This window comes from Aequorivita soesokkakensis (genome assembly GCF_001641085.1).
In the GTDB taxonomy this organism is placed as follows: Bacteria; Bacteroidota; Bacteroidia; order Flavobacteriales; family Flavobacteriaceae; genus Aequorivita; species Aequorivita soesokkakensis.
In genome coordinates this window covers 39411-60564 of sequence record NZ_LXIE01000034.1, presented here as the reverse complement: position 1 = coordinate 60564, position 21154 = coordinate 39411, and the positions used below count along the sequence as shown (strand labels likewise).

General features: G+C 38.5%; 15 protein-coding genes. 8 read left to right on the top strand and 7 right to left on the bottom strand.

What is annotated here, in order from left to right; genetic code table 11:
* Window positions 1–28: 28 nt before the first annotated feature.
* The 3 genes from glmS to A7A78_RS11285 all read right to left on the bottom strand — a co-directional run bounded on the left by glmS (window position 29) and on the right by A7A78_RS11285 (window position 4337).
* Window positions 29–1876, bottom strand: a complete 1848-nt coding sequence (gene glmS, locus A7A78_RS11295; protein WP_068762569.1) for a glutamine--fructose-6-phosphate transaminase (isomerizing) — start codon at window positions 1874–1876, stop codon at window positions 29–31.
* A 9-nt stretch (window positions 1877–1885) separates the two neighbouring features.
* Window positions 1886–3427 carry a BamH family beta-barrel-assembly machinery protein gene (bamH, locus tag A7A78_RS11290; RefSeq protein WP_068762568.1) on the bottom strand — a complete coding sequence of 514 codons (1542 nt, stop codon included), beginning with the start codon at window positions 3425–3427 and terminating at the stop codon, window positions 1886–1888.
* 100 nt (window positions 3428–3527) lie between these two features.
* The gene (locus A7A78_RS11285; protein WP_068762567.1) at window positions 3528–4337 is read right to left on the bottom strand and encodes a glycogen/starch synthase; all 810 of its coding nucleotides are present in this window, start codon (window positions 4335–4337) and stop codon (window positions 3528–3530) included.
* Window positions 4338–4465: 128 nt separating this feature from the next.
* Between A7A78_RS11285 and panC the strand changes: the two genes are divergently transcribed.
* The 4 genes from panC to A7A78_RS11265 all read left to right on the top strand — a co-directional run bounded on the left by panC (window position 4466) and on the right by A7A78_RS11265 (window position 7876).
* Window positions 4466–5311 (top strand): pantoate--beta-alanine ligase, encoded by an 846-nt coding sequence (panC, locus tag A7A78_RS11280; RefSeq protein ID WP_068762566.1) that lies wholly within the window; start codon window positions 4466–4468, stop codon window positions 5309–5311.
* Window positions 5312–5323: 12 nt separating this feature from the next.
* On the top strand, window positions 5324–5674 hold the full coding sequence (gene panD, locus A7A78_RS11275; protein ID WP_068762565.1) for an aspartate 1-decarboxylase: 351 nt from the start codon (window positions 5324–5326) through the stop codon (window positions 5672–5674).
* Between the two features lies 1 nt (window position 5675).
* Entirely contained in the window at window positions 5676–6647 is a 972-nt protein-coding gene (locus A7A78_RS11270) for a lysylphosphatidylglycerol synthase transmembrane domain-containing protein (protein ID WP_068762564.1), read from the top strand.
* Between the two features lie 80 nt (window positions 6648–6727).
* Window positions 6728–7876 (top strand): alpha/beta hydrolase, encoded by a 1149-nt coding sequence (locus A7A78_RS11265; protein ID WP_068762563.1) that lies wholly within the window; start codon window positions 6728–6730, stop codon window positions 7874–7876.
* A 2-nt stretch (window positions 7877–7878) separates the two neighbouring features.
* Here the strand turns inward: A7A78_RS11265 and A7A78_RS11260 are convergent, their stop codons facing one another.
* Both A7A78_RS11260 and A7A78_RS11255 read right to left on the bottom strand, forming a co-directional pair.
* Window positions 7879–8529 (bottom strand): response regulator, encoded by a 651-nt coding sequence (locus A7A78_RS11260; protein WP_068762562.1) that lies wholly within the window; start codon window positions 8527–8529, stop codon window positions 7879–7881.
* The gene (locus tag A7A78_RS11255; RefSeq protein ID WP_068762561.1) at window positions 8529–11393 is read right to left on the bottom strand and encodes a sensor histidine kinase; all 2865 of its coding nucleotides are present in this window, start codon (window positions 11391–11393) and stop codon (window positions 8529–8531) included. The genes A7A78_RS11260 and A7A78_RS11255 overlap by 1 nt, the downstream gene beginning before the upstream one ends.
* 47 nt (window positions 11394–11440) lie before the next feature.
* Here A7A78_RS11255 and radA point away from each other — a divergent pair, with 47 nt between their 5' ends.
* The 3 genes from radA (at window position 11441) to A7A78_RS11240 (ending at window position 15471) form a co-directional block, all read left to right on the top strand.
* The gene (gene radA / locus A7A78_RS11250; RefSeq protein ID WP_068762560.1) at window positions 11441–12802 is read left to right on the top strand and encodes a DNA repair protein RadA; all 1362 of its coding nucleotides are present in this window, start codon (window positions 11441–11443) and stop codon (window positions 12800–12802) included.
* 107 nt (window positions 12803–12909) lie between these two features.
* Complete coding sequence (locus A7A78_RS11245) at window positions 12910–14040, top strand: M23 family metallopeptidase (RefSeq protein ID WP_165593566.1); 1131 nt, start codon at window positions 12910–12912, stop codon at window positions 14038–14040.
* Window positions 14041–14106: 66 nt separating this feature from the next.
* Window positions 14107–15471: an acyl-CoA dehydrogenase family protein gene (locus A7A78_RS11240; protein ID WP_068762558.1), complete on the top strand. Its 1365-nt coding sequence runs from the start codon at window positions 14107–14109 to the stop codon at window positions 15469–15471.
* 97 nt (window positions 15472–15568) lie between these two features.
* Here the strand turns inward: A7A78_RS11240 and A7A78_RS11235 are convergent, their stop codons facing one another.
* Together A7A78_RS11235 and A7A78_RS11230 are read right to left on the bottom strand one after the other, a co-directional pair.
* The gene (locus tag A7A78_RS11235; protein ID WP_068762557.1) at window positions 15569–16606 is read right to left on the bottom strand and encodes an NADP(H)-dependent aldo-keto reductase; all 1038 of its coding nucleotides are present in this window, start codon (window positions 16604–16606) and stop codon (window positions 15569–15571) included.
* Between the two features lie 68 nt (window positions 16607–16674).
* On the bottom strand, window positions 16675–17445 hold the full coding sequence (locus A7A78_RS11230) for an exodeoxyribonuclease III (RefSeq protein ID WP_068762556.1): 771 nt from the start codon (window positions 17443–17445) through the stop codon (window positions 16675–16677).
* A gap of 232 nt (window positions 17446–17677) precedes the next feature.
* Here A7A78_RS11230 and A7A78_RS11225 point away from each other — a divergent pair, with 232 nt between their 5' ends.
* Window positions 17678–21139 carry a hypothetical protein gene (locus A7A78_RS11225; RefSeq protein ID WP_068762555.1) on the top strand — a complete coding sequence of 1154 codons (3462 nt, stop codon included), beginning with the start codon at window positions 17678–17680 and terminating at the stop codon, window positions 21137–21139.
* Window positions 21140–21154: the final 15 nt, after the last annotated feature.

The following is a 21154-nucleotide window of genomic DNA, read 5'->3' as shown; positions in this document are numbered from 1 at the left end:
CATCAAAAAAAGTATGTCTGAAAATGTTTTATTCTACTGTTACAGATTTCGCCAAATTGCGAGGCTGATCCACATTTCTGCCAAGCATTACGGCAATGTGGTAAGAGAGCAATTGCAGCGGAATAGTAGTTACCAGCGGCGATAGTGCTTCAGGAGTGTGCGGCACTTCCATAACATAATCTGCCATTTCCCTAACAGCTGTATCACCTTCTGAAACTACAGCTATAATTTTACCTTTTCTAGCCTTTATTTCTTGAATGTTGCTCACTACTTTATCATAATGATCACTTTTTATAGCGATGACCACAACGGGCATTTGCTCGTCTATAAGTGCGATAGGGCCATGCTTCATTTCGGCGGCTGGATAGCCTTCGGCGTGTATGTATGAAATTTCCTTTAGTTTTAATGCGCCTTCCAAAGCTACCGGGAAGTTGTAACCCCTTCCCAAATAAAGGAAATTGCGAACGTCCTTAAAAACAGCTGCTATTTCTTTTATTTTGTCTTCGGTTTTTAACGCTTCTTCCACGTGGTTTGGTATAAGTTCCAATTCTCGCAAATAAAGCATAAAATCACGATGGCCGATGGTTCCTTTTGCCTTTGCAAGACGAAGGGCTATCATTGCCAAAACTGTGATTTGGGTGGTAAAAGCTTTGGTTGAAGCAACGCCAATTTCAGGGCCAGCGTGCGTATAAGTGCCGCTGTCGGTTTCTCTTGAGATTGTAGAACCAACCACATTGCAGATTCCGTAAACGAATGCGCCTTTGGACTTTGCCAGTTTTATTGCTGCAAGTGTATCTGCGGTTTCACCACTTTGTGAAATAGCGATTACTACATCGTTTTCTGAAATAATTGGGTTGCGGTAACGGAATTCTGAAGCGTATTCAACCTCAACAGGAATTCGAACCAAATCCTCAAAAATATATTCGGCCACCAAACCGGCATGCCACGAAGTTCCGCAGGCAACGATTATAATCCGGTCTGCGTTGATGAATTTTTCAATATAATCCTCAAGTCCGCCAAGTTTTACGATGCCTTTTTCGGCAAGCAAGCGTCCGCGGTAAGTATCTTTTATTACTGAAGGTTGTTCGTAAATTTCTTTCAGCATAAAGTGGTCGTAACCACCTTTTTCAATTTGCTCTAAATTTAATTGAAGCTCTTGAATATAGGGAGCTACAAGTTTATCGCCTTTTATTTTTCGCACTTTTACATCGCGACCGCGACGGATAATTGCCATTTCTTCATCTTCCAAATAAATAGCATTATTGGTGAATTCAATGAAAGGAGAGGCATCGCTCGCAACAAAAAATTCATCTTCGCCAATACCGATTGCTAAAGGGCTTCCTAATTTCGCAACAATAATTTCGTCTGGTTTTTTTCTGTCGAAAAGGGCGATTGCATAAGCACCCACAACTTGGTTCAATGCAATTTGAACAGCTTTGCCAAGTTTTACTTTTTCATTTATTTGAATATCTTCAATAAGGTTTACCAATACTTCGGTATCTGTATCTGAAGTAAATGTATATCCGCGTTTAATTAATTCCTTTTTAAGAGAGTCGTAGTTTTCAATAATTCCGTTGTGGATAATTACCAAATCGCCACTGTTTGAATAGTGTGGGTGGCTGTTCACATCATTAGGGACTCCATGTGTGGCCCAACGGGTGTGGCCAATTCCAAGACTTCCCTTTCGTGAAATTTCTTTTTCAGCTTTTTCTTCAAGGCTTGCCACCTTGCCTTTTGTTTTGCAAAGTTGAATATCGTTTCCGTCAAAAAGTGCTATACCTGCACTATCATAGCCTCTATATTCTAAACGTTTTAGACCATTCAGAATGATAGGGTATGCTTCTCTTTTGCCAATATAGCCGACAATTCCACACATAAGCAGGGTTTAGTTTGGTTCAGTATAATAAATTTGGAGCTTTAATCTTTTTTCTTGGTTTGGGCTGGCGTTTCCGTAAAGAACGGTTCCTTCCGGTGAAATAACGCTACTTGATGGAACTTGTTCAATACTAGGTTCCATTGGGTTTTGAAGTTTTTGGGTAGTCCTTGTAAGCACGTTTTGTGAAACCACAATTCCTAAAGGCACATTGGTACTGTCTTTATTGATTAAATTACTTATGTGATTGGTAATTTTCATTTTATAATACTGCCCGTTGCCATCACTTCCCTTTTGCAACTTTCCGTAATGTATTGTCAAGGCATCTGCTGCTTCCAGCCCATTGGTTGTGTCTAAATTATAATCTGCCAATACATTGCTGTTTTTAAGATCATAGATTATAATTCTTTCCGGTTCCGTGCTCCCACCAACCATAATATCCTGATTTACATAAAAAATTAGATTGGCTTCGTTAATAAGCCATTTTTTATCGCGAAGTATTTCCAATTCATCTGCAACCCCGTTGTTGTCATTATCCTTTCCGAAAAGTTCAACTACTGATATAATTCCGTCGCCGCCACGCAGGTATAGATTTTCATCCCCTGTTTGAATATTTGGGTTTTCTATTGCGGTCTGAATTTGCTGTGGCAACTGGTTTTCAAAAGTGTTTACGCTTATCGCATTCATATTCAGTCTAAAAGTTGCATTATCGCGAGTGTCCGGATCTGTTTCATTATCATAACTGTAGAAAATGGAAACGAAAGCTTTTGTAACGTCGAAAATAAACAGACTTCCATTGTCTGTAGGGGAATCTACTTTAAAATAGAGGCCTCTCATATAATTTTTGAAGTTATTGCTGTTCCGAAGCTCCGGAGTTCCTTCCATATCGATAATTTTTTCTTGGAAGAATTCCACAGGGAGCTTTACCCGAAGGCCTGGTGGCAATTTCACTTCATCGTCTTCCCCTTCATTTAAAATATAGCCATTGTGGGTTGGGATGAAGTTTTCCACATTGGCCAATTCAGGGCCTAAATATTCTTCAAAAGTTGGTCCCTGGTCAGTATAGTAATTCTGTAATTCCTCAAAACCGGAATTAGGATCATAGTCCCTTAAAAAATAATTTGAAGGAAAGATGGAAACATTTATTGGTGTAGAGCCAAAGATTGAATCCAATTCATAGGTTGTTACACTGTCTACTGTTGTTGCCGTACTAAAAAATGGAAGGTACACAAAAACGCTATCTACTTCTGCGCTATCGCCAAATTTTGGATCATTGGATTCCAGCGTTAACTGTGACAGTAAATTCACTTTTGATTTTCCATATACCGGATCGTTGTATATGCCTAGCTGGTATGCCGGAAGTCTGTTACTCTGCAATGGCCCAAGTTTTCTGCTATATGCCACGACAGTTTGTGAGTCGTCCAAAATACCATTTGGAGTTTCGGTTCCCAAAACTTCAGAGCCAATTGTGGAAATGTCTTCTTTGCAGGAAGATAATGCAATTACAAAAAACAAAATAGCACCAGCTATGGGCAACAAATTTTTAATTTTCATCAGTTTTATTAATTTTTATAGATAAGATGTGATTTGCCATTTTTTTAAAATATTGTAAACTCCAGTAATGGCTGCTTTCATCATTAATAAGGAAGATTATTTACTTTAAAACTTTTGACCGGTAAAAGTCTAAATATGCCTGCGAAAAATTTTCCATATTATGATATTTTAACACTGGCTTTTCGAGATTGTTAAGATATTCTTCAAGCTCTTTTGGTATTTCTTCCGAACCAACGATGATTGCATCCGAATTTTTGATGGCAATTTTCATCAAATTAACATAATTGGGTTCTTCCAAATCTGCAATAACGTCATCGTCAATGGCATCAAACCTTACTTTGTCTATCGTGTTTTTAGCTAACGTTCCTTCGAAGCCTTGATTGTATACAGAGGTAACTATTTTACTGTTTTCAAAAAGTGGTTCGTTCCCATAATAATTCCGTAGGTATAGCGGCAAAAATGAAGCCAGCCAGCCGTGAACGTGAATAATATCTGGCGCCCAGTTTAGTTTTTTTACGGTTTCAATTACACCTTTTGCGAAGAAAATAGCGCGTTCGTCATTGTCTTTATAAAAATTTCCTTCTTCATCGGCATAGGTGGCCTTGCGCTTAAAATAGTCTTCGTTATCAATAAAATAAACCTGAATGCGTTCTTTCGGGATGGATGCAACTTTAATAATTAAAGGCATATCAAGATCGTTGATAACCAAGTTCATTCCAGAAAGGCGGATAACTTCGTGAAGCTGGTGCCTTCTTTCATTAATATTTCCGTAACGGGGCATGAAGATACGAATCTGGCCATCGTTATTGTTAATCATTCGCGGAGCTTCAAACGACATTGAAGAAATCTCGGTCTCGGGAAGGTAGGGTATTACTTCTGAAGACACATACAAGACTCTTTTATCTTTCATCTATTGGGTTTTAGGTATTATTCAAAATTCGCCCCAAAGCATGGAGGCGTTTAAAAACACGCAAAATTACGAAAATTTATGTAGATTGTCTTTAATATATTAATTTTGCCCGCTCTTAACCCAATTTTATGGTTGTATATACCCAGAAAGAAACATTGGTGCAGGCCTTGTCTTCCACTAAGAAAATCGGAAAAATAGGTTTTGTGCCAACGATGGGTGCATTGCATAATGGGCATATTTCACTGGTAAATAAAGCTTTAGGCGAAAACAATTTGGTTGTGGTAAGTATATTCGTAAACCCTACCCAATTCAATAATAATTCAGATCTTCAAAAATATCCGCGCACTCCGGATGACGATATTTCATTATTAAAAAAATTAAAAGGCGAAATAATTGTGTATCTGCCCGAGGTTTCAGATTTATATGAAGACGCCGTCTCAGCAAAGCACTATAATTTTGGTGGTCTTGAGAATGAAATGGAAGGCAAGCACCGAAAAGGACATTTTGACGGAGTGGGAACAATTGTGAGCAAACTCATAAAAATTGTGAAACCTGACACTGCCTATTTTGGCGAAAAGGATTTTCAGCAATTGCAGATAGTAAAGAAATTGGTTTCTATAGAAAATCTTCCCGTAAACATCGTGGGATGCCCTATTTTAAGGGAAAAGAACGGACTTGCAATGAGCTCGCGAAATAAACGACTAACGGCGAAACAGTTTGAAGAGGCTGCTATCATATATAGAACATTGAATGAAGTTCGGAAAAAATTCAGCACTACTTCCATAGCAGATTTGAATACGCTGGTTGCGGAACGGTTTTTGCAAAACCCCCACTTGAAATTGGAATATTTTGAAATTGCCAACGAAAAAACCCTTAAAACTGCAAAGCGAAAAACCAAAGCCTCAAAATACAGAGCTTTTATCGCGGCATTTGCGGGCGAAGTTCGGTTAATAGACAATATGCCTTTAAATTAATATCTTTGCACCATGCAAATACACGTAGTAAAATCTAAAATCCATAGAGTGAAAGTTACAGGCGCCGATCTAAATTATATCGGCAGCATCACTATTGATGAGGATTTAATGGACGCAGCCAACATTATTGAAGGCGAAAAAGTTCAAATTGTAAACAACAATAACGGCGAACGTCTTGAAACCTACGCCATTCCAGGCCCACGCAACAGTGGTGAAATCACTTTAAACGGTGCCGCCGCCAGACGCGTTGCTCCGGGCGATGTGCTTATACTTATCACATACGCCTTAATGGAAGTGGAAGAGGCAAAAGCCTTTAAGCCTGCCTTGGTTTTCCCAAACGAGGAAACAAACCTACTCCGCTAACTTGAGCCGCTCCCTTTCAAAATTTTTGCAGATTGCAATTCCATTGGGGTTGGGAGTTTTCCTGATTTGGTATATCTATCAATCATTCACACCACAGCAGCTGGAAGAAACAAAAAAATATTTTGCTGATGCAAATTATGGCTTTGTGTTGCTTTCGGTTGCGTTTAGTGTTTTGAGCCACCTTTCAAGATCATACCGTTGGAGTTTTATGTTGGAACCCTTGGGTTATAAAACCAAATTGGCCAACAATTTTATGGCAATCTCCGTGGCTTATTTGATGAATATTTTTATTCCGAAGAGTGGCGAGGTTTCCCGAGGTATTATTTTGGATAAATATGAAGGTGTTCCTTTTCAAAAGGGCTTCGGCACTATAATTTCTGAAAGAGTGGTCGATCTTATTTTTCTTCTCTTTTTCACGGTTTTGGCATTGGCAATAAAATTTGATGTTTTATATGAATACGTTATTCAAAGCATTCCACCATCACTTTTATATATAATCATCTTTGGAATTGTTTTGGTTGGAATAAGCATTCCGCTGTATATTAAATTTTCAAAATCGAACATAAACAAAAAGCTGAAAAACTTTATAATCGGTTTAAAGGAGGGTGTTTTCAGCATTTTAAAAATGAAGAAAAAAGGAGCTTTTCTTTTTCATACTTTTGTTATTTGGGGGCTTTATTTACTTTCCTTCTATACTGCATTGCACGCTTTGCCCGAAACTGCGAACATTCCTTTTGGCACCATTATTATCACTTTTGTGGTGGGTAGTTTCACTTTTGCCTTTACAAATAGTGGCTTCGGAACCTATCCCGCTGCCGTTGCAGGTATCTTGACCGTTTTTGGGGTCGCAAAAACCGTTGGCGTTGCTTTTGGATGGATTGTGTGGATTTCAAACATTACTTCTATTGTCTTTTTTGGTGTGCTTTCCTTGGTATTGCTTCCTCTTTATAATAGCAAACGTGTAAAGTTGTAATATTTCTGATTTATTTTTTCTTCTGAAAAAACCACAAACTCAAAATTTGTTATCTTTCCGCAGCTAAAAAAAACTAACCAATGAAAAAATTCCTGCTTTTCGCTTTCTGCGTTTTCATTAATTACGCTTCTTTTTCCCAAATTATTTATGAAGAATTCAACTCGACCAAACTCGGTGAATCCCGAAGGTTGAAAATTCAGCTTCCAAGAAATTATGAAACCAATACCGATAAAAAATACCCAATTGTTTTGGTGCTGGATGCCGATTATCTTTTTGAGCCAGTGGCTGGAAATGTAGATTATTTCAGTTATTGGGAAGACATGCCAGAGTCCATTGTTGTGGGGGTTATGCAGGGCGACAGCCGTTATGAAGATTGTTCATACGATGATGAAACTTTTATGCCCGGGGAAAAAGGCGCCCAGTTTTTTGAATTTATCGGGATGGAATTGATTCCCTATATTGATAAAAAATACCGCACGGCAAAATTCATTATTGGCGTTGGGCACGATTTCACGGCAAATTTCCTAAACTATTATCTTTTTAAAGATCCGCCATTATTGAATGGCTACATCAATTTGAGCCCAGATATGGCGCCGATGATGGAAGAACGGCTTGTGGAGCGAATTCCACAAATACCCGGAAAAATATTTTATTACATGGCTACCGGAACCGATGACATTAAAGGATTGATGGAATCTACGGAAGGTTTAAATGCGCAATTAAATGGATTGAAAAGTAAATCCTTTAATTATTATTATGATAATTTTGATGGAGCAACCCATTATTCTTTGGGAGGTCGGGGCATTCCAAATGCTTTGGAAAAAATATTTTCCGTTTACAGACCCATCAGCAAAAAGGAATACAGCGAAGTGTTACTGAAAATGGATACGCCAATCAGCCAATATTTATTGGATAAGTATAAGGTTATTGAAGATCTTTTTGGGATAACAAACAACATTCGCGTAAACGATTTTATAGCCACAGCAACTGCTGCCGAAAAGAAAAACCAGTGGGAATCACTGCGCGAAATTGCTACACTTGCTAAAAAACAATATCCAGATACGGTGCTTGGGGATTATTATTTGGGACGTTATTATGAAGAAACGGGTGAGCCAAAAAAAGCGATGAAAATCTTTCAGGGTGCTTATGACAAAGAAGAAGTTGATTTTATTACGGTTGATAAATTATTGGACCGGGCAGATAAAATCAAGAATGATTTTGGGTATTAAATCTAAAGTTCTTTGATCACATTTCTATGAAAATACGCCCAGTTTGTAAGTGCATTTGTGGTGTTTTCCAGCTCTAGCTTTGTAATAATATTACTTCGGTGCTTTTCAACGGTGCGGATAGAAATAAAAAGCGTTTCTGCAATGTCCTGACTGCTCATTTGTTCGGAAACTAATTTTAATATGGTCTTTTCGGAAGAAGTTAGATGCTTTATTCTTTTCAAATCCTCCGAAACACTTTGAAGCGAATCCGCATTAAAAGCGCGGCTGAAATATATTTCATTATTTAAGACACATTCAATACATTTTTCAATTTCTGAAAAAGAATCTTCTTTTAGTAAATAGCCATTTATCTGAAGGGCTTTGGCTTGAGAAATGTAATCGTTTTCCTTGTGAAAGGAAAGCACAATAAACTTTGTATCAACTTGTTTTTCTTTCGCCTTTTTTATCACTTCAAAGCCTGTTAATAAAGGCATGTCAATATCTAAAAGCGCAATGTTGGGGCTGTTGGCCATAATCAATTCTAAAGCTTCCATCCCGTTTATTGCTTGGCCTACAACGTTATAATTATTTGTTGTCAATTCTTCATTCAAACCTTTGAGGATCATTGGGTGATCATCAGCAATAACAATGGAAATGTCTTTTTTTTCAATCATTAAATTGGAATAATTAGCGTTATGGTCGTGCCTTTGTTAAGTTGACTTTTTATATCAATTTTTGAATGCAATATTTTTGCGCGTTCCAACAATGTTTTCATTCCAAGGCTGTTGCTTGTTTTTAGTTTTTCGGAATGTTCAAAGCCTTTGCCGTTATCCATAATTATAGCTTCAATGGTGTTTTTCTTTTTTTCGATGGTTACGGAAGCAGCTTTGGCCTCGGCGTGTTTTACCATATTGTTTAACACTTCTTGAATAATTCTATACAAATGTAGTGATGCTTCCTTGCTTAAAAAAGTATCTATGTCTTCAATTTCGTGCGTAAAAAATATGCTTGTGTTTGCATCCACTTCGTCTATCATTGTTTTTATTGCCGCAGTTGGGCCCAAGCGCTCCAAAGTGGCAGGATGCAACCCGCGTGAAATGGTACGTAATTCTTCCAAAGTATTACTGGCTAGGAATTCCATTTCCGGGTTTCCGGCTGTTTTTGTTTTTTTGGTGAGCAGCATCAGCTTTTGCCCAACACTGTCGTGAAGTTCCCGTGCCACGCGCGTCCGTTCTTCTTCCTGAGCTTTTATAAGATTATGGGTATAGACTTCGTTTCGCTTTTTTTCAGCTTTGTTTTTATAATAATAAAAAAGAAAGACGCCTAAAGCAATTATGGACAATATAGAGACCCAAAACAACCAAGTTCGCCAAAAGGGAACTTTTATAATAAACGAATATTTGTAGGGCGTGCTTTGCCAAACCCCATCACCATTGCTCGCGGTAAATTCAAAAGTATATTCCCCCGGGGGCAAATATGAAAACACAACATTTGGGTCATCCGTTGGCTGTGACCATTCGTTGCCGTTTCGAAGCCCTTTTAACCTGTATTTATATTTTACATTTTCCGGGTTTGTAAAGGTTATTGCCTCCATAGTGAAGGTCAAATAGTTTTTTTGGTAGGGAAGTATCAATTCATTTTTAAATCTGTACAAACTATCATCCAAGGGTTCTGAAAACAAAAATATTTCTGAAAGGCCGAGTTTTGGAGCATTTGTATTTGGTATAAAATCTTTTTCATTAAAGGCGAGCATGCCGCTTAATGAACTTGCCAAAACTGTTTTGTCTTTTGTTATTACAAGAGAATTAAAGTCTATGTCATTTTGAAGGAAGTGTGCTATCGAACTGAACTGGGTCGCTACAATACTATCTTTTTTTAATAAAATATCGAGATCAACTTTTAATAACATATCTCGCCCCGCCAGCCACAAATTGGTACCATCCACCTTTAACGCGCGAAAATATTTTAAGGATCCAAAGAGACTTAAATCGAATGTCTTTATCTTAAAATTATTACCTACAAGGCTTATATGGTATAAACGTTTTTCACTTCCGGCTATTATTTCGTCTGTATTAATGATATCGATGCTTCTAAAATCATAATGATTTAAAGGGCTCAAGCCAGGAATGGTATCTACTTTTTCGCCTTTCATTTGAAATAATCCTGCTATTTTGCACAGAATATACCTATCTCCAATGGGAGCCATATCAATTGATTTTCTGGTATTGATGTAATACGTGGAATCTTTCGACAAAACTTTTATTTTATTGGTTTCAAAAAGAAAAGTTTTGTCACCTTCTTTATATAAAAGATTATAATCTCCTTCGTCAATAAGTTTTGGTGGGCTGTTTTTAGAGAGTTCTTTTACTTCAGCATCAGATGTATATAATAGATTGTTTTCAGGTGTTACCAAAAGGTTTTTAATGGGTTTGTTTGGAGTAATTTGACGTATGTTTTTTTCATTGTCAATAGCCACTGCACCGTCTTCGGTAGCAACAATCCAGTCTTCGTTCCATTCTGCTATGGAATTAACAGATTTTGATGGTAAGCCCTGTTTCTCGTCATAAAGTTTAAAAGAAGTATCTCTAAAACGGATAATTCCTTCGCCATAAGACGTCATCCAAAGATTGCCTTCCGTATCTTTGATTATTCGGTAAATATATTTACTGGGAAGGCCCTGTGTTTCGTTTATTATTTTTAAATCACCTGTTTGCTTATTAAAAAATCCAAAGCCATTGCCTTCAAAACTTAAATAGAATTCATTTTCGTTTTCTTCATAAATTCCATAAATGCGATTTTTGTCAAAATCTTCCTGTTTAAATTTATATTTGGTAAGTTTTCCGTTTGAAATTTTATATAATTCGCCATAAGCACCTACCCAAACATCTTTTTTGGCATCTACGAAAACAGAATAGCAAATATTATTTACCCCGCTTTTTTCGTTATAAATGTTTTCAATTTTTAAGGGATTAAGGGTCAGTTTATAGATTCCCCTATTAGATGAGGCCAAATAAAGTGTATTGTCGTCAAACCAATCTGCACTTTGAAGTCCCGAAACCTGGTTTTCCTCAGTTCCTTTCAGCAAGTATTCCAGCTTTCCGTTTTTATAGGTCACTATACCTTTTACGAAAATGATATAAATAGTGCCATCACCACCTTCCAAAATATAAGTGGCGCTTCCCAAATAGTCAAAATCAACGCCTTTTGGGTTCGTGATCTTTCCGTTTTCAATAATGCTAATGCCATTGTCCAGTGTGCCAACCCAGATACGTCCTTTGGAATCTTCTAAAATACTGAACACAATATTAGAGGCCAGCCCATCGTCCGTAGTGTAGTTTTTGAAAGTCTTTCCGTTGAAACAGCTTATTCCGCCCGTAGTGCTAACCCATATTCTGTTTTTGCTATCCTGCAGGATAGCATAAGTTTCATTGCTTACAAGCCCTTCCTCAACTTTATAATTCTTGAATTGGTATTTTTGGGCGGTGGAAACCAATGGCAAAAAACACAATAAAAAAAATGTGAGGAATAAGCGTTTCATTTAGCGAAGGTTTGTAGCGTAAATATATTTATTTTAGCGGAACTATTATGGCCAAAACAAAATCCACATTTTTCTGCCAAAACTGCGGCGCCCAATATGCCAAATGGCAGGGGCAATGCAATTCGTGTAAGGAATGGAATACCATTGCTGAAGAAATAATCCAAAAAGCCGAAAAAGTAAGTTGGAAATCTTCTGAAAATACATCAAAGAGAGTTGCCAAACCGCAACGTATTTCAGAAATTTCCACTCAAGCCGAAGCACGTTTAAACACAAAAAACAACGAATTGAACCGCGTCCTCGGGGGCGGATTGGTTCCCGGTTCACTAACGCTTTTGGGCGGCGAACCCGGAATTGGGAAGAGTACGCTGATGCTTCAAATTGCGCTTCAACTTCCGTATAAAACCCTTTATGTTTCAGGTGAAGAGAGCGCCCAACAAATAAAAATGCGGGCTGAACGTATTCAACCCATTTCTGAAAACTGTTTCATTTTAACCGAAACAAAAACACAAAATATCTTCAGAAACATTGAAGAAATTGAGCCGGATATTGTGGTTATAGATTCTATTCAAACCTTACATACAGACCATATTGAAAGCACTGCCGGAAGCATTTCCCAAATCCGGGAAACCACGGCAGAGCTTATAAAGTTTGCAAAGGAAACCGCTACACCGGTCATTTTGATTGGCCATATTACTAAAGACGGAAACATCGCAGGGCCAAAAATTCTGGAACATATGGTGGATACGGTTTTGCAATTTGAAGGCGATCGAAACCATATTTACAGAATTCTGCGCGCCAATAAAAATCGATTCGGAAGCACCAATGAATTGGGTATTTATGAAATGCAGGGCAGTGGTCTGCGCGAAGTTTCAAACCCTTCGGAAATTTTAATTTCGAAGAACGACGAAGATTTGAGTGGAACCGCAATCTCCGCAACTTTGGAAGGCATGCGCCCATTGATGATTGAAATTCAAGCTTTGGTAAGTAGCGCCGTTTATGGAACACCGCAACGGAGTGCTACGGGTTACAATGCAAAACGCTTAAATATGATTTTAGCGGTTTTGGAAAAACGCGCAGGTTTCAAATTGGGTGCAAAAGATGTTTTTTTGAATGTAACGGGAGGAATCACGGTTGACGATCCCGCAATTGATTTGGCAGTGGTTGCCGCAGTGCTTTCCTCAAATATTGACATTGCCATTGACAAACGACTTTGTTTTGCCGCTGAGGTTGGCTTGGCAGGTGAAGTACGACCAGTAACTCGTGTGGAACAGCGAATTTTGGAAGCTGAGAAACTTGGTTTTACCTCGATTGTTATTTCGAAATACTGCAAAATTCCGAAGAATAATTTTCATATAAACATCATTAAAGTTGCAAAAGTGCACGATGTGGTTCATCATCTCTTTGGATAATACCATCCCAACCTTCCAAAAGGGAAGGAGCAAAACATCGCTTTCCCCCTTTGGGGGACTAAGGGGGCTTTTGGTACAATTTCTGTTAGTTTAGCAACGCTATGAATTTGAAAAATTTTTTCACATTAATTCTTTTGGGAGTACTTATTTCAAGCTGCAAAGAAGAGATTCGAAAAGTAGCTGACATAGTTATTCAACCAACGGCTCGCGAGGCTTACGAACGTAATTTTTCAAAAAAAGATTCACTTTTGCTTCAATGGAAAAATGCTTTTGAAAACTCAAAGCGAGACAGTATCCAAATTACATTGCCATATTCTGAAAGCGGTGTTTTTTCTGAAGAAAATTTCAATGTTTACAGTTACAATATTCAGCTGAAAGAAGGCGAACGCATTGTTGTGGAAGTTGAAAAACAGCCAGACTCTGCCTTGGTTTTTATCGATTTATTTCAAGCGAAGACAGATTCGCTTAAAATTTTCAATCATTTAAAAAGTTCTGAAGACAAAAAATCTATCATTTCCCAAGAAATTGAAACCTCAGGTTTTTATAAAGTGATTGTGCAACCGCAAATGAAATTGCAGTTTCCGTTTGTGCTGAAAATTTATACCGAACCGCTTTACGTTTTCCCTGTGAGCGGTGGAAACAGTAAAAACATCCAAAGTTTTTGGGCAGATCCGCGCGATACCGGAAGCCGTTCCCACGAAGGAGTTGATATTTTTGCAGATCGCGGAACGCCCGTTATTGCTATTTCTGACGGTATAATTGATTCTGCGGGTGAACGCGGGTTGGGCGGAAAACAGGTATGGCTTCGTGATGGGCTTTTTGGGAAAAGAATATATTATGCCCATTTGGACAAAATAGCCGTTTCCGAAGGCGAAAAAGTAAAAATTGGCGATACGCTAGGTTTTGTGGGTAACACAGGCAACGCAAAAGATCTTCCACCACATCTTCATTTTGGGATTTATAAAGCAAAAGGTGCTGTAAATCCACTTCCCTTCATTAAAAAAACAGAGATTCAAACCAGCGAAATGCCATCTTCGATAACAAAAGCTATTACTTTGAAAAATAATGCTGATGTTCGGAAAGGTCCCGCTGCGGTTTTTAAACAATTCGGAAGTCTGAAAAAGAACGATACACTTATCGTTTTGGGCAAAAATCAAAAGTGGTTTCACATTCAAACCTCTGATAGTTTGAAAGGCTACGTAAATGAAACGGTTATAAAACCACTTCCTCCAAATTAACTTTTTTTTAGCCTTAAGAAAACCGCATAATGGTATCTTTAGAATTCAATTCTCAAAAAAACCATTATGTCCATCTTTTCGAAAATAAAGCAGACCCTCCATTTAATGAAAGAAATTGACCTTGATGCGTTAGGGAAACTTTCGCAAAAAGTAGATCTTTCAGAAATTATGAAAACCGTTGGCGAACTCGATGATCGGCAATTGGCGGGATTGATGAAAATGCTGAAACACAAAGGCGGAAAAAAAGGGCAACATAAACTACCTCCAATTGATGGGGATTTTTATGATATGGCTTTAAAGTTAACTCCCGAGCAACGCGAACTTCAAATAAAAGTGCGCAATTTTATGGAGGATGAAATTAAGCCGATTGCCAATGAATACTGGAATAAAGCCGAATTTCCTTTTCAAATTATTCCAAAAATGGCAGAATTAAACATTTGTGGACTTACCTATAAAGGCTACGGCACACCTGATGAAACCTATGTTATGGAAGGGATAATAGCAATGGAACTTGCCCGTGTGGATGTTTCCATTTCTACATTTTTTGGGGTTCACAGCGGCTTGGCTATGGGTTCCATCTATATCTGCGGCAGCGAGGAACAAAAACAGGAATGGCTCCCTAAAATGGCCAAAATAGAACTAATCGGCGCCTTTGGACTTACGGAACCCGAAGTGGGATCAGCAGTTGCGGGTGGTTTGGGAACAACGTGCAGACAGGAAGGCGATGAATGGGTTTTAAACGGACAGAAAAAATGGATTGGAAATGCCACGTTTGCAGATGTTACCATTATTTGGGCACGCGATGAAGCTTCCGATCAAGTGAAAGGTTTTTTGGTTAGAAAAGGAAATCCAGGTTTTCAAGCTGAAAAAATTGAAAATAAAATGGCGCTTCGAACCGTGCAAAATGCACTGATAACAATGACAGATTGCCGCATTCCCGAAAGTGACCGACTTCAAAAATGTGATTCATTTAAAGATACTGCAAAGGTTTTACAGATGACTCGTGCGGGTGTAGCTTGGCAAGCTGTGGGTTGTGCTCGAGGTGCTTATGAAGCTGCTCTGAAATACACCAAAAAACGCGAACAGTTCGGAAAACCGATTGCCTCCTACCAATTGGTTCAAAACCATTTAGTGGAAATGGTTTCCAATCTCACGGCAATGCAGACACTGTGTTTTCGTCTTTCCGAATTGCAGGATGAAGGTTTGCTGACCGACGAACACGCTTCTTTGGCAAAGGTTTTCTGCAGTATGCGAACCCGCGATGTGGTAAGCCAAGCTCGCGAAGTTATGGGCGGCAACGGGATTTTGCTTGAATATGACGTTGCTCGTTTTGTCGCCGATGCTGAAGCAATTTACAGTTACGAAGGAACAAAAGAAATCAATTCATTGATTGTTGGGCGAGCAATTACGGGTTATAGTGCGTTTGTATAAAAAAAGCCCCCTAACCCCTAAAGGGGGAATAGCCTCACCCAAGCTCCCCGAAGGAGAGGAGTAAAGCAAGAGTTCCCCCTTCGGGGGTTAGGGGGGCCTAGGGGGCTGGATTTGGAGTCTGGTGATGAACAGCATCAATCTCTTTTAAAATTTCTTTGGAAAGCGAAACATTGATGCTCTCAATATTTTCTGAAAGTTGATCGATGGAAGTTGCGCCGATAATTGGTGATGTTACAAATTTCTTCTGAAGAATAAATGCTAAGGATAATTGCGCAAAACTTAAATTGTGTTTTTTTGCGATTTCATAATATTTCTCGGTTGCTTCAAAAGCCTGTTTACTGCTATAACGTGTGTATTGTTTGAATTGGTTTATTCGTGAATTTTCATCAGCTTTTCCATTTAAATACTTTCCGGTGAGCGTTCCAAATCCCAATGGCGAATAAGCCAAATACCCAATATTTTCACGTTGAAGAATTTCTGAAAGTCCAATTTCATCTTTTCTATTCACCAAATTATAAGGATTTTGAACGGAAACAATTTTCAACTTTCCTTTTCGAGATTCTTCGATACAGCGCATCACACCAAATGGTGTTTCATTCGAAATCCCAATGTTTCGAATTTTTCCTTCTTTTACAAAACCCTCCAAATCTTCCAAAACTTCAGCAAAGTTATCTTTCCAAATTTCTTCTTCTTTGTGTGTGTAATCAAGTTGGCCGAAATAATTCGTGTTTCGCTCCGGCCAGTGAAGCTGAAAAAGATCGATATAATCTGTTTGCAATCGGTTTAAGCTTTTATTAATTGCGTCTTTCAAAGATTTTTTACTGAAATCCAACGGCTGCCGAATATGGTCCATCGAACGACTTGGTCCGGCAATTTTTGAAGTGATAATCAACTCTTCGCGATTCTTCTTTTTTGCAAGCCAATTGCCAATATAAGTTTCCGTTCTTCCCTGCGTTTTCGGGTTTGCGGGAACGGGATACATTTCGGCACAATCAATAAAATTGATGCCGTTTTCAATAGCGAAATCGAGCTGTTCGTGAGCTTCAGCTTCTGTGTTTTGCTGGCCCCAAGTCATTGTGCCAAGACAAAGTTTGCTGATTTTTAGGTCTGTATTTGGGAGTATAGTGTATTTCATTCGATTATTTTGAAAAAACCTAACAGGTTTTCAAAACCTGTTAGGTTTGGATTCGTGAGATTCCTTCGCTATGCTCGGAATTCGAGTTCTACCAAGTGCGGACAATGATCACTGTGCATCGCATCTGGCAAAATTACGGCTCGTTTCAAATTTTTAAGTAACGGCTCTGAAACTAAATTATAATCTATTCGCCATCCTTTGTTGTTGTTTCTTGCATTGGCGCGGTAACTCCACCACGTGTAATTATGCGGTTCTTTGTTAAAATGACGAAAACTGTCTATAAATCCACTTTTCATAAATCCATCCAGCCATTTCCGTTCAACCGGTAAAAATCCTGAAACGTTTTTGTTGCGAACGGGATCGTGAATATCAATCGCTTCGTGACAAATGTTGTAGTCGCCGCAAATCACCAAATTTGGAATCTGTTGTTTTAGATTATCGACATATTTTTGAAAATCAGCCATATAGGTAAACTTATGCTCCAAACGCGCAATATTTGTTCCACTGGGCAAATACAAACTCATCACCGAAACATCATCAAAATCTACGCGAATGTTTCTTCCTTCCGCATCCATATATTCAATACCGGTGCCGTATTCAACGTGATTGGGTTTTATTTTTGAAAGAATTGCGACACCGCTATAACCCTTTTTTACCGCACTGTACCAATAATGATAGGGATAGCCAGCTTTTTCAATTTCCTCGATTTCCACTTGATCAAAATTTGCTTTAGTTTCTTGAAGGCAAATAACATCGGGGTTTGCGGCTTTTAGCCAATCAATAAAACCTTTACGCATCGCCGCGCGGATTCCGTTTACGTTGTATGAGATTATTTTCATATGTCATGCCCGTGCAGGCGGGTATCTTTTTTTCTCTGCGGTTCTCTGCGCTTTTCTCTGTGCAACTCTGCGTAATAGCTATTTCACAGAGTTTAGCAGAGAGCCGCAGAGTTACACGGAGTATTTGCGTTGCTAAAGTAAATAAGATTGTATTTTTACCCTAAAAATTTCCCAAAAGGTTATCATAAAATATCCGACAAAATAAAAGTCCAAGTGTTCAGTTTTATAGTTGATGAAGTTATACCTGTCTGTTTTTCTCTTTTTTATTGTGGCTGCTGGCTATGCGCAGGATATTTCTTCAAACTATCGCGAAAAGAAAGTTGCGGTGAAAGATACCGTGGTTTTGGACAGTGTGAGCATCAATCCGAAGCGGTTCGCAATTCTGGATAAAGATGGAAATTCTCCCGATCCTTTCAGTTATCGAATGGATTTCAAAAAAGGAATCATTATTTTTTCCGAAGAATTACAGCAACAGCAGGATTCGCTCACTATTCAATATTTGCGATATCCAGATTTTTTAACACGGGATTATTTTGCACTCGATCCAAAAATTATAGTTGAAAATACGGGAAACATTGACAAATTGTATTCATTGCAGGAAAGTACAAACCAAAGCACTTTCACCCCTTTTGACGGACTGAATACTTCGGGAAGTATTTCGCGCGGAATTACTATCGGGAACAATCAAAACGCCGTAGTAAACAGTGAATTGGATTTACAGATTATTGGAAAACTGAGCGATAAAGTTTTCATTCGGGCTTCCATTCAAGACGCCAATATTCCAGCGCAGGAAGGCGGTTATTCGCAAAGTTTGAATGAATTTGACCAGATTTTCATCGAGCTGTATGGCGATAATTGGAACATTCGGGCCGGTGATATTGACTTGCGGAACAACAACAGTTACTTCGGTAGATTTACGAAGAAAGTACAGGGAATTTCCCTTGGCGGGACTTTTAACAACGAAGACGGTTCCAAAATCTCTGCTTTTGCTTCGGGGGCTTTGGTTCGCGGTGTTTTTTCAAAAAGTGAATTTGTTGGACAGGAAGGAAATCAGGGACCCTATAAATTGGTTGGGCCCAACGGCGAACTTTATATTTTGGTGGTTTCAGGAAGCGAACGGGTTTACGTAAATGGTTTGCTTTTGAAACGTGGTGAAAACGAAGATTACGTGATTGATTACAACGCTGGCGAGATAAAATTCAACCCCACCTATCCCATAACCAGCAATATGCGGATTTCGGTGGAATATCAATACACCGATAGAAGTTACACGCGTTTCATTGGCTACGGCGGCGGAAATTATACAAGCGAGAATTTGGATTTGGGCGTGTACGTTTATTCCGAAAACGATGCGAAAAACCAACCCCTTCAGCAAAACCTTTCTGAAGAACAAGTGGCAATTTTACAGGCTGCGGGTGATGACCGCGATTTGATGAACGCACCTTCCGCAGTGCCGGATACGTATTCCGAAAATAAAATTCTATACAAAAAAGAAATTGTAAATGGGGAAGAGGTTTTCGTGTTTTCCAGTAATCCCGACGATGAACTTTTCAGTGTCCGTTTTTCCCTCGTGGGCAACAATAATGGCGATTATGTGATAAGCGACAATAACGCCATCAGCCGTATTTTTGAATATGTGGCTCCCATAAACGGAGTTCGGCAGGGAAATTATGAGCCAATAATTCGTCTAAATGCGCCTATAAAAATTCAAGTTGGCGGTTTAAATGGAAGCTTTCATCCTTCGGAAAAAACACGAATTGATTTTGAAGTCGCGGGCAGTAAGAATGACCTAAATCTTTTTAGCGATATTGATGATGGCAACAATGACGGTTTTGCGGGAAGATTGGCTTTTACCCAACGACTTTTAACAACAGCTGATACATTAAAAGTTAATGGTTTTGGCTCATTGGATTTTGTGCAAAGAGATTTCAGAACCGTGGAAAGGCTTTATAATATTGAATTTAATAGAGATTGGAACCTCGTTAACCCAATGGGGAACCAAAGTTTCGTGATTTCTGGCATTGAGGTTTCGCACCCAAAAATTGGCGGTGGCCGTTATGAATTTCAAAATTTGAATTATACCGAAAATTTCAATGGAACACGGCATGTAATCGTTTCGGAATTGAAATTAAAAAAGCTGAGATTACTAACCTACGGAAGTTATTTAAACAGCAAAGCAGATTCCATTTCCTCAAAATTTTTCAGATTGAACAACACAACAACCTATTCTTTTGAAAAAGCTTGGGTGGGCGGAAAAGTTGCTTTGGAAGACAACCGAATAAAAGATGTTTCCCGCGATAGCATTTCGCCAATAAGCCAGAAATTCAGTGCTTTTGAAGTGTTTTCGGGCGTCGGCGACAGCACAAAAGTTTTTGTGGAAGCCGGGTATCAGTTTCGGGTGAATGATAGCGTTCGGAATAATGCACTTCAAAAAGTGAATTCCTCAAACACATTTTATTTAAAATCACGGCTAATAAATACTGAAAACACGCAGCTTTCAGCTTTTGCGAATTACAGAACTTTAAAATATGAACCTTTTTTGAGTGAAGGAACTGACACAATTAATCCTGTGCCCACAAATATTTTCCGTGAAACGGAACGTTCGCTCAACTCAAGAATTTTATACAATCAAGCCTTGTTTGATGGCGGAGTTCGTTGGAATACTGCTTTGGAATCCAACAATGGGGTGATTCCCCAGCAAGAATTTACATATATAAAAACCGACGCAGGGCAAGGCGTTTACACTTGGATTGATTATAATAATAACGGAATTCAGGAATTAGAAGAGTTTGAAGTGGCGCAGTTTCAGGATCAAGCGGAATACATTCGCGTTTTGCTTCCCAATCAAGTGTTTTTAAAAATTAGGGAGAATAAATTCAGCCAAATTCTTACGCTAAACCCACAAAATTGGGCAAATAAGGAAGGATTTAAAAAGGTGCTGTCACATTTCTACAATCAAACTTCCTATGTTTTGGACCGAAAAGTGAAACGAAAAAATGACGGTTTCAACATAAATCCTTTTCAAGATGGCGGTGATGACCAATTGGGGCTTACGTTGAATTTTAGAAATGCTTTATTTTTCAATCGTGGGAAGCAGCATTTAACTACGAGCTATACTTTTATTTCAACTTCCAGCGACAATTTGTTAGCCACAGGCTTGCAGCGAAGTGAACTGAAAAGCCATCAATTCAACTTTAACCATAAGTTTTGGGAAAGTTGGCTGTTGAATTTAAAAGGCGCCACGGGAAGTAATGAAAGCCTTTCAGAGAATTTTGCAAACCGAAACTATCGTTTGGATTCCTATGAATTCAATCCAAAAATTTCGTATTTACTCAGCCAGCAAACACGTTTTGATGTTTTTTACGAATTTAAAAACCAAGAAAACCAATTGGGCGATATGGAAATATTGAACCAACAAACGGTTGGTTTTTCATTCGCTTATACGAATGCCGAAAAAATTTCAATAAACGGTGAATTTAATTATATAGACAACAAATTTGAGGGTAGTGCTTTTTCCCCAGTAGCCTATCAAATGCTGGAAGGTTTGCAGCCGGGCACCAACTTTACGTGGCGATTGCTTTTTCAGAAACGGATTACGAAATATTTGGATGCCAATCTTTCGTATTTTGGAAGGAAAAGTGAAACTACCAAAACGGTACATACAGGAAGCATTCAGTTGCGGGCGTATTTTTAAGATCCGTTTAAGGAC

What these genes read in the sequence shown, in the direction of transcription:
- glmS (WP_068762569.1), bottom strand. Translation starts at nt 1,876, where the DNA reads ATGTGTGGAATTGTCGGCTATATTGGCAAAAGAGAAGCATACCCTATC.
- bamH (WP_068762568.1), bottom strand. Translation starts at nt 3,427, where the DNA reads ATGAAAATTAAAAATTTGTTGCCCATAGCTGGTGCTATTTTGTTTTTT.
- A7A78_RS11285 (WP_068762567.1), bottom strand. Translation starts at nt 4,337, where the DNA reads ATGAAAGATAAAAGAGTCTTGTATGTGTCTTCAGAAGTAATACCCTAC.
- panC (WP_068762566.1), top strand. Translation starts at nt 4,466, where the DNA reads ATGGTTGTATATACCCAGAAAGAAACATTGGTGCAGGCCTTGTCTTCC.
- panD (WP_068762565.1), top strand. Translation starts at nt 5,324, where the DNA reads ATGCAAATACACGTAGTAAAATCTAAAATCCATAGAGTGAAAGTTACA.
- A7A78_RS11265 (WP_068762563.1), top strand. Translation starts at nt 6,728, where the DNA reads ATGAAAAAATTCCTGCTTTTCGCTTTCTGCGTTTTCATTAATTACGCT.
- A7A78_RS11260 (WP_068762562.1), bottom strand. Translation starts at nt 8,529, where the DNA reads ATGATTGAAAAAAAAGACATTTCCATTGTTATTGCTGATGATCACCCA.
- A7A78_RS11255 (WP_068762561.1), bottom strand. Translation starts at nt 11,393, where the DNA reads ATGAAACGCTTATTCCTCACATTTTTTTTATTGTGTTTTTTGCCATTG.
- radA (WP_068762560.1), top strand. Translation starts at nt 11,441, where the DNA reads ATGGCCAAAACAAAATCCACATTTTTCTGCCAAAACTGCGGCGCCCAA.
- A7A78_RS11240 (WP_068762558.1), top strand. Translation starts at nt 14,107, where the DNA reads ATGTCCATCTTTTCGAAAATAAAGCAGACCCTCCATTTAATGAAAGAA.
- A7A78_RS11235 (WP_068762557.1), bottom strand. Translation starts at nt 16,606, where the DNA reads ATGAAATACACTATACTCCCAAATACAGACCTAAAAATCAGCAAACTT.
- A7A78_RS11230 (WP_068762556.1), bottom strand. Translation starts at nt 17,445, where the DNA reads ATGAAAATAATCTCATACAACGTAAACGGAATCCGCGCGGCGATGCGT.
- A7A78_RS11225 (WP_068762555.1), top strand. Translation starts at nt 17,678, where the DNA reads ATGAAGTTATACCTGTCTGTTTTTCTCTTTTTTATTGTGGCTGCTGGC.